Here is a 13478-nt window from a genome sequence, read left to right on the forward strand (position 1 = left end):
TGCGCTCCCGTCGTAGATGATTGAAGTACGGGAAATGGACCGAGCAGGCACCCGAAACTCATCGCATGAATGGCGCGCCCAAGCTATCTGATCGTATGAATGTGACATTCAAGCGATCAGCCGAACAGCGTCGAACCCCAGTACTCCGATTCGCCCAACCCTGGGGGACAGGCGAACACAGCCGATCCGACGTGCTGGATGTACTCGTTCATCGCGTCGTGGCGAGCGAGGTTCAACTGCATGGGAACGAACTGAGTCAGCGGGTCGCGGCAGTACGCGATGAAGAACAGTCCGGCGTCGAGGTGGCCGAAGCCGTCGGATCCGTCGGTGAAGTTGTAGCCGCGGCGCAGCAGTTGCACCCCACCCAGTTCTTCCTTCGACGCCAGCCGTACGTGCGCGTCCTTGTCGATCAGGAACCCTTGCGGCCCTTTCGATTCCAGATCCAGGTCGTCGAACTCGTCGCGAAGACCCAGCGGTGCACCGGTTCCCTTGCTGCGGCCGATCACTCGTTCCTGCTCGTTCAGCACCGTGCGGTCCCAGGATTCGATCAGCATGCGAATGCGTCGTGCCACGAGGAACGACCCGCCGCGCATCCATTCCTGATCGCTGTCGCCGACCCACACGAATTCGTCCAGGGCGCCGGGGTCCTCGGCTTTCAGGTTGGCCGTTCCGTCCTTGAAACCGAACAGGTTTCGCGGGGTCGCCTGTGACGTCGAGGTCGACGACGTCCGCCCGAATCCGAGCTGCGACCACTTGACCGACACGGTGCCGAAGCCCACCCGAGCCAGATTTCGAATTGCGTGGACAGCAACTTGGGGATCATCAGCGCAGGCCTGGATACACAGATCGCCGCCGGACCTGAGAGGATCCAAGTTGTCGCCGGGGAAATGCTGCAGGTCGGCCAACGACGCCGGTCGCGAACCCTCCAGGCCGAACCGCGTGAACAATCCCGGCCCGAACCCGATCGTCAAGGTCAACGACGAGGCCGAAAGCCCCAGTGCCTCACCGGTGTCCGTCGGCGGCTTGTATTCGCCCGCGTCGACTGCGCCGCCGTCGAATGTCTCTTCGCCCCGCGTCAATCTCTCGGCCATGAGTGTCCACTCACGGAGCATCGCAACGAAGTCGTCGCGCGAATCCGTCGTGACGTCGAAGGCGACGAAGTGCATGCGGTCCTGTGCAGGCGTGACGATGCCTGCCTGGTGGTCGCCGCGAAAGGCGACGACGTCCGACGCCGCGTCTTCCTCACGAGACCCGGCACAACCGCCGGCGATGGCCCCGGCTCCGACGAGAGCTGCCCCCGCCCCGACGGCGCCGAAGAGGCGCCGTCGGGAAAAGCCGTTGTTCCTAGGTTCCTGCGACGACACCTTGCACCTGGCTCACTTCTGCGGACAGGGCGTCGATCTTGTTCGACAGTTCCTGTCGCTGGGGTTCGGTGACGGTGTCGTAGGAGACGAAGCCGTCACCCTGGCGGTACTGGGCGAGTTCTGCATCGAGCTCGGCGAACCGGGAGTCGATCTGCGTTCCCAGTGCGGCGTCACGCTGATCGATGATCGGACGCACCGCGGCGACGGCAGCCTGCGAACCGTCGACGTTGGCCTGGAAGTCCCACAGGTCGGTGTGAGAGAAGAAGTCCTCTTCACCGCTGATCTTGGTTTTCGCGACCTCGTCGAGGAGTCCCTGTGCACCACCGGCGACCTGGATCGGATCGACCGTGAAGTCGTCGGCCTTCACCTTCTGGGCGAGTTCGGCGATGTCGGCCTGCAGCTGATCGGCCATGGCGTTCGTGTCGGGCTGAATTCCCTGCTCCCACAAATCTTTTTCGATCCGGTGGAAGCCGGTCCACGTGTCTCCGGGCTCGACGTCGGGTTCACGCAGATCGATGCGGGGATCGAGGTCGTCGGGGAAGCTCTCGGCCACAGGCTCGATGCGTTCGTAGTAGCTACGGGTGACGGGGAACTGAGCCTTCGCGGCGTCGATGTCACCGGCCTTGACCGAGGTCACGAACTGAGCGACGGTCTCCTGCAGTGCGTCGACCTGGCTGACGACGTAGCGCTTGTATCCCGACGCGGCCTCCTCGAGCAGACCGTCGTCGTCGGCCTGGCGGACCGCATCGCCGGTGACGACGAAGTCGCCGCGGATGCCGTCGCCGACCATGCCTGCCTTGCATGCCGTGTGGTACGTGCCCGGGTCGGGCAGCGACACGATGAGTTGACGCGTCAGCCCGGGGCCGATGTTCTCGATTTCGCCCATGACGCGGTCGCCCTCGCCGTAGACGTAGAACTCGGTGACCTTCGTTCCGTTGTTGGTGATCTGGAACGTCGAGTTGCCCGTCGTGCCTTCGGTATTCGCGACGTCACACGTGGTGTCGGTCGCTGCTACCGCGATGTCTCCTGCACTGGCTTCGGACGACGACTTCTCCGTACAGCCGGCGAGCGCCAGGGGAAGAACCGCGACAGCGGCGAGAGCGTAGGTGGTACGACGCATCGAGACGACGCCTTTCATGAGGTGAGTGCGGGTTCGGGAACACGAACCGGACGCAGGAAGAGGAACAGAACGACACCGAGGTAGAGCGCCCAGCCGACGACCTGCAACAGGGTCGGTTCGGGACGGAAATTGAAGATGCCTGCGAGCACGGTGCCGTACCAGCTCGAGGCGTCGAATTGCGAGGTGATGTCGAATGCGACTGTGCCGCCACCGGGGAGTAGCCCGCCGATCTGCAGTGCGCGGATGCCGTACGCGAGGATGCCCGCGGCGACGACGATGAGGAAGATGCCGGTGTACCGGAAGAATTTTGCGAAATCGATGCGGATCGCACCGAAGTAGAGCAATACCGTCAGGACTGCGGCGGCGACGATGCCGAGCAGCAGTCCGAGCAACGGCCACGAACTGCCGTGTGAGTTTTCGGCGTACCCGACCATCAGCAACGCAGTTTCGACGCCTTCACGTCCGACGGCGAAGAACGACAGCGTCAGCACCGCGATCGGTCCGACGGACAATGCGCGTTCCATTCCGCTGCGCAGTTCCCCGGACATGTCCTTGGCGGCCGTCCGCATCCACAGCACCATCGTCGTGACGATCGCGACGGCGACCAGCGAGGCGAGGCCCGCGATGACCTCCGCGGTCAGACCGGTGACGGTCGAGGTGCCGTAGTGGATGACGAAGAAGATGACCGCAACCATCGCCACTGCGATGCCCACGCCCATCCAGACCCATTTCAGGGCGTCGCGACGCTGGGCTTTCATGAGAAACGCCACGAGGATCATGACGACGATGCCCGTCTCCAGTCCTTCACGGAGTCCGATGAGTCCGCTGCCGAACATCTGCGTGGCGATCGACGGAGCGGATCCTGAGGCGGCGAGTACGGACAACGTCTGATGCTCCTGAACGACGAAACAAGGGTAGGCGACCCTACATGCGGTTGTGAGCAACATACACCCTCTTTCGGCCGAGAAAACCCCCTTGAACTGCGCATTCTCCCCGCTTTAGGTTTCTATTACTTTTGATGTGCAGGATGGATCGAGTGAAGAACCGTCTGGGCTGGGTCGCCGCCGTCGTGTCGGTGGGATTCGTGGCCGCTGCCTGTGGCTCGACCGAACCGCCGCGTCAGATCCCCGAGGGCATCCCGCCTGGTCCCGGCACCCCCGTGCCGATGATCGATTTCAATGCGCCCGGCCGGACCGCCGACCTGCTGCTCGCGTGGGCAGAACCGCAGTCGGCGGAATTGAACATCTCGGCTCCGGCCCTCGCCGCGTATGCGCATGCCGCGGCCATCATGGAGGCGACGTCACCGGACTGCGGCATCGCGTGGACGACGCTCGCCGGCATCGGATACATCGAGAGCAGGCACGGCACCTATCAGGGATCGTCGGTCGCACCCGACGGGACCGTGTCCCCGCCGATCCGTGGAATCCCGCTCGACGGCGCACCGGGCGTCGCCGAGATCCCCGATACCGACGGGGGTCTCATGGACGGCGACCCCGAACACGACCGCGCGATGGGCCCTATGCAGTTCATCCCCGAGACCTGGCGCAAGTGGGGCGTCGACGCCAACGGCGACGGTGTGGCCAACCCGGACAATCTCGACGACGCGGCCCTGACCGCGGCTCGTTATCTGTGTGCGCGCGGCGGCGACCTCCGCACTCCCGAGGGATGGGAGCGAGCCCTCATGGCCTACAACCAGTCCGGGGTCTATCTGCGCGACGTGCGCGACGCGGCCGCCGCCTACTCGGTCGGGACGCGGGCCTAGCTCTGCTTTGCTCGCAGGCACAGCTCTGGTCGCTCCTGCAGGCTCCGCTCCTGCCGTGGCATGCGGGCGTCGTCGGCGAGCGGCTAGTCTGACACCCGGCAGACATCAGCCCGCCCCCGTTACAAGGAGATGCATTCGTGGCCATCATTGAGCAGGTCGGAGCTCGCGAGATTCTCGACTCCCGTGGCAACCCCACGGTCGAGGTCGAGGTCGCACTGGACGACGGAACTCTGACCCGCGCGGCAGTTCCCTCCGGTGCATCCACCGGTGAGCACGAAGCCGTCGAGTTGCGCGACGGTGGCGACCGCTACCTGGGCAAGGGCGTCGAGAAGGCCGTCAACGCTGTTCTCGACGAGGTCGCACCGGCCGTCATCGGCCTCGACGCGATCGAGCAGCGTGCCGTCGACCAGGCTCTTCTCGATCTCGACGGAACCCCGAACAAGTCCCGCCTCGGCGCGAACTCGCTTCTCGGTGTGTCCCTGGCCGTCGCCAAGGCTGCTGCCGAGTCGGCTGGGCTCGAGCTGTTCCGTTACCTCGGTGGACCGAACGCGCACATCCTGCCCGTCCCGATGATGAACATCATCAACGGCGGCGCGCACGCGGACAGCGGCGTCGACGTCCAGGAATTCATGATCGCGCCGCTCGGTGCTCCGACGTTCAAGGAGTCCCTGCGCTGGGGCGCCGAGGTCTACCACTCGCTCAAGTCCGTGCTGAAGGCCAAGGGCCTGTCGACGGGTCTCGGTGACGAGGGCGGTTTCGCTCCCGACCTCGCCGGCACCAAGGCAGCACTCGACCTCATCCTCGAAGCGATCCAGAAGGCCGGACTCGAGCCGGGCCGCGACATCGCGCTCGCTCTCGACGTCGCAGCGACCGAGTTCTACACCGCAGGCACCGGCTACGCCTTCGAGCGTGAGACCAAGTCGGCCGAGGAGATGTCGGCGTTCTACGCACAGCTGGTCGACGCGTACCCGCTGGTGTCGATCGAGGATCCGCTCGACGAGAACGACTGGGACGGTTGGGTCGCCCTGACCGACACCATCGGTGACAAGGTGCAGCTCGTCGGCGACGACCTGTTCGTCACCAACCCGGAGCGTCTCGAGGACGGCATCGTCAAGGGTGCGGCCAACGCGCTGCTGGTCAAGGTCAACCAGATCGGAACGCTGACCGAAACCCTCGACGCCGTCGACCTGGCGCACCGCAACGGCTACAAGACGATGATGAGCCACCGGTCCGGTGAGACCGAGGACGTCACCATCGCCGACCTCGCGGTTGCTGTCGGCAGCGGCCAGATCAAGACCGGTGCCCCGGCTCGTTCCGAGCGCGTCGCCAAGTACAACCAGTTGCTGCGAATCGAAGAAGCTCTCGGTGACGCGGCGCGTTACGCGGGCGAGCTGGCTTTCCCCCGGTTCAATTACGAGGGATAGTTTTCGGCTCGACAGTGAAGGTGGGACATGGCGGCACGACGAGGAAGACCGGGGACCAGTCCAGGTGGACGGGATCCCAGGCCTCGTGGCCGCACGTCGACCGCCCGTAATCGGCAGGCCGGAGCTGCGTCGGGAGACCAGCGCAGCTCCGGTGCACCCGCGCCGGAAACATCCGAGCAGGCGCGCGACGCCGTCGTTGCCGGTAGGGCAGCGCCGAAACGCGTCGGCGCCCGGAAGTCGACACGAAGTGACCGCACGTTTCTGGGATTGTCGACGGGGCGGGCCGTCGTTCTCGCCGTCGTCGTCTGTGCGTTGGCGTTGACGCTCGCGATGCCGCTGCGCACGTATTTCTCGCAGCGCGCCGAGCTTCAGCAGGTGCTCGCCGAACGCGAGAATCTGGAGAACGACGTCAGAAATCTGGAGCTCGAGAAGTCTCAGCTGAACGAGCCTGCGCGCATCGCTGCCGCAGCTCGTACCCGGCTGTTCTGGGTCATGCCGGGGGAGACGCCGTACACGGTGCAGCTGCCCGGCGACGTCGCGAAGTCGGATCGAGAAGAAGAAGCAAACAAGCAATCTGCGGGTCCGTGGTATCGAGACCTGTGGGAATCGGCAGTGCAGCCGCAACCGACCGACGAGCCGGAAACCCCTCCGCTCCCGGCGCTCGTGCCTGCACCTGCTCCAGCAGCAGAAGGAGGACCGGTCGGGTGAGTCCGGCAGTCTCGCAAGAAGATCTCGACGCAGTCGCAGCCCAGCTCGGGCGTGAACCGCGCGGCGTTCTGGAGATCGCGTACAGGTCGCCGGATGGAAAGCCCGGCGTCGTCAAGACTGCGCCGAAGCTTCCCGACGGCACTCCGTTCCCGACTCTGTACTACCTGACCGATCCGCGGCTCACCGCAGAGGCGAGCCGGCAGGAGTCGGCGGGTGTGATGCGGGAGATGACTGAACGTCTCGGCACCGACTCCGATTTGGCCGCGGGCTACCGGCGCGCCCACGAGTCCTACCTCGCGGAGCGCAACGAGATCGAGTCTCTCGGAACGGATTTCACCGGCGGCGGAATGCCCGACCGGGTGAAGTGTCTGCACGTGCTCATCGCGCATTCTCTGGCCAAAGGCCCGGGATTGAATCCGCTCGGCGACGAGGCTGTGGCGCTCGCTGCCGAATCGTCGTTGCGCGGCACCGCGATTCCAGCCGACTGGCCCACCGTCGCCGAACTACGCGGAGAGACAGCATGACTCGCGTCGCCGCCATCGACTGCGGTACCAACTCCATCAGGCTTCTGGTCGCCGATATCGACGACGGTGTCCTGACGGACGTCGCCCGCGAGATGCGCGTCGTCCGGCTCGGACAGGGCGTCGACGCAACGGGATCCTTTGCGCCGGAAGCCATCGAACGCACCCGGGTTGCGTTGGCCGAGTACGCCGAGATCATCCGTTCCTCCGGTGCTTCCGCACTGCGGATGGTGGCGACTTCAGCGACGCGCGACGCGTCCAACCGCGAGGACTTCTTTGCGATGACGCGCGAGATCCTCGACCCCATCGTGCCTGGATCCGTCGCCGAGGTCATCACCGGCGACGAGGAAGCGCGTCTGTCGTTCGCGGGTGCTGTCGGTGAATTGAGTTCGGGTGACGCGCCTTTCGTGGTGGTGGATCTCGGTGGTGGGTCGACCGAACTCGTCCTGGGCGACGCCGACGGTGTCGAGGCGGCGTACTCCGCGGACATCGGTTGTGTTCGACTGACCGAACGGTGCCTTCCGTCCGATCCTCCGACCGACGAAGAGATCGCTGCCGCACGGGCTTTCGCTGGTGAGCGACTGCAGGTCGCATTCGACGCCGTACCCGTCGAGAAGGCGAGGACGTGGGTCGGCGTCGCAGGCACGATGACGACGTTGGCCGCGCTGGGCCTCGAACTCGAGCAGTACGATCCGAACGCAATTCATCTGTCCCGCATCTCTTTCGCGAAGTTGCGTGAGGTCTGCGACGGACTGTTGCACATGACACACGACGAACGTGCTGCGCTCGGCCCGATGCATCCGGGACGGGTCGACGTCATCGGCGGCGGATCGTTGGTCACGTTGGCGCTTGCCGACGAATTCGCCCGGCGCGCAGGTATCGACGAACTCGTCGTCAGTGAGCACGACATTCTCGACGGCATCGCTCTGAGTGTGGCTCCGCCACCCGTGCGCGCGTAGGCGCCTCCGGCGCTCGTGCGCGCGAATGTAGTCCAGGGACTACATTTCTGCTCACAACGGGTGACCAGCGACCCTGCATTTCTGCAGTTCGCGTCTGCGGCGGTGTTCCTTGCATCGCATGACGTTTCGGTGTTCTCTGTGCTGGGGGTCACAACTTCCGAAGCGAGGATTATCGATGACGACGACGCAGGCTCCGTCCGAAAAGGGTTTGGCGCGTGCGGCGCAGGCTCTTGCCCGCGCCACCGAGAAATGGTTCCCCGACGCTTACATCTTTGCCCTGGCCGGGGTGGTCGTCGTCGCCGTGGCGGCGTTCGTCAACGGGTCGTCGCCGCAGAATGTCGTCGATGCCTTCGGTAACGGCTTCTGGGATCTGACGGCGTTCACGCTGCAGATGGCGATGGTGGTACTGACCGGGTACGTGGTGGCGACGTCGCCGCCCGTTGCTCGGCTCATCACGCGCCTCGCGCGGATTCCCAGTTCTCCCAGCAGCGCAGTCAGTTTCGTGGCACTGCTGTCGTGTTCGGTGTCGTTCCTCAACTGGGGACTCAGTTTGGTGTTCGGTGGTCTGCTGGCGCGAGCGATCGCCCGCCGGGACGATCTCCGGGTCGACTACCGGGCCCTCGGCGCGGCCGCATTCATGGGTCTCGGAGCGGTCTGGGCGCTCGGCATGTCGTCGTCGGCCGCGCAGTTGCAGGCCACCGCGAGCTCGCTGCCCGCGTCGTTGCTGCAGATCACCGGCGTCCTCGATTTCGGCAAGACGATCTTCACGTGGCAGTCGCTGCTGACGTGTTTCATCATTACCGTGCTGACCGTCGTCATCGCGCATTTCTCCGCGCCGAAGGGTGCGGCGATCAAGACCGCGGAGTCGATGAATGTCGATCTCGACGACACCGTTGCCGAACCTGCACCGCGCAGTCGCCCCGGTGAGTGGCTGGAATACAGTCGCATTCTGCCGTGGTTCGCCGGTGCGATGACGCTGGGTTGGCTTGTGTCGCAGCTGTTGACGCTGCCGGTACTCACTGTGGTGTCGTCGTTGAACGGATACCTGTTGGTGTTCCTGATGCTCGGCCTCGTGCTGCACGGGACTCCGCGACGCTTCCTCGATTCCGTTGCGCAGGCAGTTCCGGCGACGGCAGGCATCCTGGTGCAGTTCCCGCTGTACGCCGCAATGGCCGCGATTCTGACGGAGGCCGAGGGCAGGGGAGGCGTCACGATCTCCGAACACCTTGCGCACTTCTTCACCGACGTCGGCAGCGGCGGGGGATTCGCCGTGGTCATCGCGATCTACACCGTCGTGCTCGGGTTGTTCGTGCCGTCGGGTGGCGGCAAATGGCTCGTCGAGGCGCCCTACGTCATGCAGTCCGCGACGGACGTGCAGATGAACCTCGGCTGGACCGTCCAGATCTACAACGTCGCCGAGGCTCTGCCGAACCTGATCAACCCGTTCTTCATGCTGCCGTTGCTCGCCGTACTGGGCCTGCGGGCACGTGATTTGATCGGGTTCACGTTCCTACAGTTCATCTTTCACTTCCCGGTGGTGCTGCTGCTCGTCTGGCTGTTGGGTACGACATTCCAGTTCGTGCCGCCGGTGATCCCGGGGTAGGGCTGGGCCGATATGATCGTCACCGCTGGAGCCCAGGTTCCAGCGGTGGCCCCTATAGCCCAATTGGCAGAGGCAGCGGACTTAAAATCCGCACAGTGTCGGTTCGAGTCCGACTGGGGGCACTGTTTGGCCGCAGGTCAGAGGTGGTGTCGGACGTGAATGGACGTTCGAACACGTGCGAGAGCGACACAGATTGACACAACTCAAAATAACCGACGTAGCTAGACGTCGATGATCGTAGGTGGATCACTATGGTCACACACCTGCATGCCTCGGCCGTTGGTGCGCGGTCGCGCACCGTGACGCAGCGAGCGGCCCTGTGTATGTCAAGACCCGCGTCGACCCAGGGGGCCTAGTCCGCGACGACAAGACGGGCGTGACGGTCAGGTCAATTAAGTTCGGTGTGAACCGATTCGTCTGTATCTATTTGATCATCAGACAGTAATTCCTTGAATCTGTAGACCGTCTTCTTCTTGGGTGCGGTCTGTTCTGAGACTCTAATTCTGACGTAACGACCATATGTGAGCTCTCCGCTGTCCAGAAGTTCAGCTGGTACTTCCTTGATCTTTCGCTTTCCTCGCCGTCCCGGGCTCACCAGTTCGATCCAACCGGCGTCGCTCAAGCCGCGAACGTTGCCTGCAATCACTTGGTTTTCGACCAGTTCTTCGCGATACGCGAAGAAGCGCATGGCATCTGCTCGTCCGCGCTCCGTTAGCGTTGAGCGCAAACGCTCACCGATGGTGACAAACGCGTCGACTTGGACGTCGGCGTGGAAATCGTTGAGAGCGACCACGAACTTTCGAACAGAATCGAGCAGGGCATCAGGCCTTTTCGAAAGTAGATCCCACGCGTCACCGCGCTCGAACTCGTTGTGCATATCCAGAATCGTGCTCAAGGCACCCTCAAACGCGTCCGGTACTAGGTGTGGAGCAAGGGAACCATCAGCGGGTCCAGCAACGTAGGGCTTCAGGTGCACGATGACGCTGCCCTCGCTGACTGAAGTACCCCAGGTTTTGTTCCTATGCGGTTACGAGGGCCGGGGTGGCCGACTCGCTGGGTTGTGAGATGTCGATCAGGGTGGTCTCGTATTCAGCCGGGGGCATGGAGCCGAGCGCTTCGTGCAGACGCTGATGGTTGTACCACCACACGTATTCGAGCGTCGCGAACTCGACGTCGTCGACCGTTCGCCACGGTCCACGCCGGCGGATCAGCTCGGTCTTGAAGCTCGCGTTGACGCTTTCGGCGAGGGCGTTGTCGTAGGAGTCGCGAACCGTGCCCACCGACGGTGTGATGCCCAGCTCGATCAAACGATCGGTGTAGGTCACAGACAGGTACTGCGACCCGTGGTCGGAATGATGTGTCAACCCGGATAGATCGGTATTCGCCTGCCACACAGCGTGATCGAATGCAGGGAGGGGCAGGTCTTCGGTGCGCATGGACGACGCCACGTGCCATCCCACGATCTTGCGGGTGCACACGTCCGTGACGAAGGCGACGTATGCGAAACCCTACCACGTCCGGACGTAGGTGATATCGACCACCCACAATCGATTCGGTTGTGTTGCAACGAAATTACGTTTCACACTGTCCCGCGGCCGCACCCCAGCAGGGTCGGGTCGGGTGGTGAACACCTTCTTCGAGCGTTGCACACCGCGCACCCCGGCGCAGCGCATCAACCGGCGCGTCTGTTCACGGCCGACCCGAACACCCCGGCGGCTCAGCTCTGCGTGCATCTTCTTGACTCCGTACACCGAAAAATTGTTCTCGTGCACGGTCTTCACCAGTGGCACCAGTGGCACCAGTTCGCCGTCGCGGATTGAACGTGCCGATGCAACACGATTTTTCGCTGCACGGTAGCCTCGCGAGGTAAGGAAGACCACACCCGCCGCCCGCAGAGCGCGACAGATGAACGAGGGTCTCGAAACGATCGCGGTACGCGTCGATGAACGCGATCATCTCGTCGTGGTCCGGTCGAGTTCCGAGGCGAAAAACGCGCTCGCCGATTTCAGTAGCTCGTTCGTTCGCTCGAGTTCGGCGACCCGCTTCTTCGGCCTGCGGATCTCGTTGTGCTCGTCGCTGCTGACCCCCCGCCGTTCACCGGCATCGACCTGGGCCTTGCGTCGCCACGGCGAGGGTGAGGTAGTCAGAATAGTTCACCGCGTGCCCGAGAGTGTTGGACAGCAAGTATGGAGGGAGTGTGACACTTGCGGTGAACAGCAGTAGGCAGAACAAGGCCACATGCAAGATCGCGACGCCGATGACCAGGGTTACTACAGTCGCGGCGTTGTACAGCGCGGATCGTTGCCGCTCTTGCGGCGATTTCGGTCGCTCCCACAATTCGTGATCGAGGACGAGCCACAGAACCATCGCTGCGATCGACAGCACGGTCGCCACGCTCATGCGCCAGGGACCCATGGTGTCGGCGAACAGCCAGATCGTGCTGGTGGCCAGTGCGAACGCGCCGGTGGCGAATGCACCGACGAGTACTTTCGACAACCCGGTGACCAGTCGCCACGGGCGGTTCGCTCGCACCATTCCCGACAGCAGACGCACCCGCCGAAGCCCCGAGGGCGCGAAGTAGCGTGTGCCGCCGTCGATCTGCTCGGACGGGAACCGTCTGCTCGCACCCGGTGGCGCGAGGTCCGGTTCGTCCAGAGCGCGGGAAACAACCAGTTCGACGGCTGTCTCCACCCGGCCCTCGATGTGTACTCCGCCGACTGCGGCGACGGAGATGAGTGCGAACAGGTGGTCGACGCTCACGTCGGCGACCACCGGCACGGTGTTCTCGCGCCGAGGCAGGTCGGTGAGGTATACGACGACGTCTTCGCGCTCGGACGATGGTTCGACCGCGTCGACCACATCGAACAAGGTGGCCTGCTCGTCCGAGAGATAGGGTTCGCTGCGTACTTGCGTCGTCCACCGGCGCTTGCGACGATCGCGGCTTCCCAGTTGTTCCGGCAGGCGCTGCGCCAGCCGGTGCGCCAGGGCCGTGGGTTTGCCCGGATCAGCGATCAGCAGCACCGAGACGTGCTCGTCCGCTGCGCTGGACTGTGACTGTTGGTTGTGTTCGTTCCCCGACACCAGTGCCAGGGTAGTGGGTCGATCAACTCCGCAGCAGCCGATTGCACAGAAGGATTGCCATGTCCGGCAAAGACGCGGAGCGAAAACGAACCAGAGCCAGGTAAAGAACACCGCTTCGTGCGGTTGGCCCGTATGTCAAGCCGTAACCGCAACGTAGAAGGACACTTTCGTTCTTTCCGCGGGTTGAGGGCCAGTTCGACAGGCACACCTGTTTCGAAGAACACGGGCGTCCGGGTGGCGGCGCGCGGCGCTACAACACTGTGCTTTCTTTCATAGTGTCCCGCGAGAGATTCGTTCCGATGATTCGATTAGACCGAAGTCATTGCAGCACTGCAAGATTGGGACTATCCACTGTCTACTCATTGCTCCGCAGTCCGCGAACTACAGACACCTTCGATCACACCCTGGAACACTCGTGTGCCCGAATCGAGCCGACCTGGTCGAAAGCCGCGCTGCACATTTCGCCGATCCAACCGCGCCGCACCTGCTGGTCCGGCGGGTGGGACGGCACTAGATCCGTGCGCGGATCGATCGACTCGCCCGACCGGCCTCGAAAGCATATCGGTGAACCCGCACCGTTGTCTCGGACGGACAAACACTAGATTCTGTTGCTCTCGAAGCGCGTCTGCGCGATAGCATCTGCCCCCCGGGCTCGAAGCATCTGCTCTCACGGACGCGTTGTGGAAGGCACACGACCGAGGCGTGACCTTCACCCTGCTCGACGACGGCGCACTCGACGAACTGTCGTCGAAAATCATTGCACAACTGAATTATTCGATAGTCGAACACGTTGATTCCGCTCACGTGGGGACAACGATGACCATTCGCATCGCACTCCCGGAACGGGGATACCTGGCCACCGTCACCATCACTGCACGAAAAGCCTTGCAGACAACTGCAATGCGGGTCCACCCGCCCGCGCCTGAATACACCTCG

12 protein-coding genes, 1 tRNA gene and 1 pseudogene are annotated in these 13478 nt (G+C 63.6%); 7 read left to right on the plus strand and 7 right to left on the minus strand.

Annotation, left to right across the window (positions count from 1 at the left end):
* Positions 1-116 precede the first annotated feature (116 nt).
* The 3 genes from efeB to efeU are packed head-to-tail and all read right to left on the minus strand — an operon-like array spanning position 117 to position 3368.
* Positions 117-1364 (minus strand): iron uptake transporter deferrochelatase/peroxidase subunit, encoded by a 1248-nt coding sequence (gene efeB / locus RhoFasB10_RS15250; protein ID WP_068423997.1) that lies wholly within the window; start codon positions 1362-1364, stop codon positions 117-119.
* Complete coding sequence (gene efeO, locus RhoFasB10_RS15255) at positions 1345-2484, minus strand: iron uptake system protein EfeO (RefSeq protein ID WP_206030983.1); 1140 nt, start codon at positions 2482-2484, stop codon at positions 1345-1347. Before efeO ends, efeB begins: the two co-directional genes overlap by 20 nt.
* 14 nt (positions 2485-2498) lie before the next feature.
* Positions 2499-3368: an iron uptake transporter permease EfeU gene (gene efeU, locus RhoFasB10_RS15260; RefSeq protein WP_167677135.1), complete on the minus strand. Its 870-nt coding sequence runs from the start codon at positions 3366-3368 to the stop codon at positions 2499-2501.
* 152 nt (positions 3369-3520) lie between these two features.
* On the opposite strand from efeU, the gene RhoFasB10_RS15265 reads away from it, so the two are divergent.
* The 7 genes from RhoFasB10_RS15265 (at position 3521) to RhoFasB10_RS15295 (ending at position 9583) form a co-directional block, all read left to right on the plus strand.
* Entirely contained in the window at positions 3521-4246 is a 726-nt protein-coding gene (locus RhoFasB10_RS15265) for a lytic murein transglycosylase (RefSeq protein ID WP_346764405.1), read from the plus strand.
* A 137-nt stretch (positions 4247-4383) separates the two neighbouring features.
* A complete protein-coding gene (gene eno, locus RhoFasB10_RS15270) occupies positions 4384-5670 on the plus strand; it encodes a phosphopyruvate hydratase (protein WP_068424000.1) in 1287 nt (428 codons plus the stop codon).
* A 27-nt stretch (positions 5671-5697) separates the two neighbouring features.
* On the plus strand, positions 5698-6378 hold the full coding sequence (locus RhoFasB10_RS15275; RefSeq protein WP_167677067.1) for a cell division protein FtsL: 681 nt from the start codon (positions 5698-5700) through the stop codon (positions 6376-6378).
* Complete coding sequence (locus RhoFasB10_RS15280; protein WP_167677069.1) at positions 6375-6902, plus strand: DUF501 domain-containing protein; 528 nt, start codon at positions 6375-6377, stop codon at positions 6900-6902. Before RhoFasB10_RS15275 ends, RhoFasB10_RS15280 begins: the two co-directional genes overlap by 4 nt.
* Positions 6899-7858, plus strand: a complete 960-nt coding sequence (locus RhoFasB10_RS15285; RefSeq protein ID WP_167677071.1) for a Ppx/GppA phosphatase family protein — start codon at positions 6899-6901, stop codon at positions 7856-7858. Before RhoFasB10_RS15280 ends, RhoFasB10_RS15285 begins: the two co-directional genes overlap by 4 nt.
* A 175-nt stretch (positions 7859-8033) precedes the next feature.
* Positions 8034-9461, plus strand: a complete 1428-nt coding sequence (locus RhoFasB10_RS15290; protein ID WP_068424009.1) for a TIGR00366 family protein — start codon at positions 8034-8036, stop codon at positions 9459-9461.
* A gap of 48 nt (positions 9462-9509) precedes the next feature.
* Positions 9510-9583 (plus strand) — tRNA-Leu (locus tag RhoFasB10_RS15295).
* 266 nt (positions 9584-9849) lie between these two features.
* On the opposite strand, the gene RhoFasB10_RS15300 is transcribed toward RhoFasB10_RS15295, so the two are convergent.
* The 4 genes and pseudogenes from RhoFasB10_RS15300 to RhoFasB10_RS15315 all read right to left on the minus strand — a co-directional run bounded on the left by RhoFasB10_RS15300 (position 9850) and on the right by RhoFasB10_RS15315 (position 12542).
* Entirely contained in the window at positions 9850-10356 is a 507-nt protein-coding gene (locus tag RhoFasB10_RS15300; RefSeq protein ID WP_157105271.1) for a hypothetical protein, read from the minus strand.
* A gap of 124 nt (positions 10357-10480) precedes the next feature.
* Positions 10481-10954, minus strand: a pseudogene (locus RhoFasB10_RS26655) (integrase core domain-containing protein); the annotation flags it as partial.
* Positions 10955-10969: 15 nt separating this feature from the next.
* The gene (locus tag RhoFasB10_RS26365) at positions 10970-11341 is read right to left on the minus strand and encodes an IS3 family transposase (protein ID WP_167677075.1); all 372 of its coding nucleotides are present in this window, start codon (positions 11339-11341) and stop codon (positions 10970-10972) included.
* Between the two features lie 214 nt (positions 11342-11555).
* A complete protein-coding gene (locus tag RhoFasB10_RS15315) occupies positions 11556-12542 on the minus strand; it encodes a hypothetical protein (protein ID WP_346764406.1) in 987 nt (328 codons plus the stop codon).
* Positions 12543-13478: the final 936 nt, after the last annotated feature.

The sequence above is a fragment of the Rhodococcus sp. B10 genome, assembly GCF_011770055.1.
Classification (GTDB): Bacteria; Actinomycetota; Actinomycetes; order Mycobacteriales; family Mycobacteriaceae; genus Rhodococcoides; species Rhodococcoides kyotonensis_B.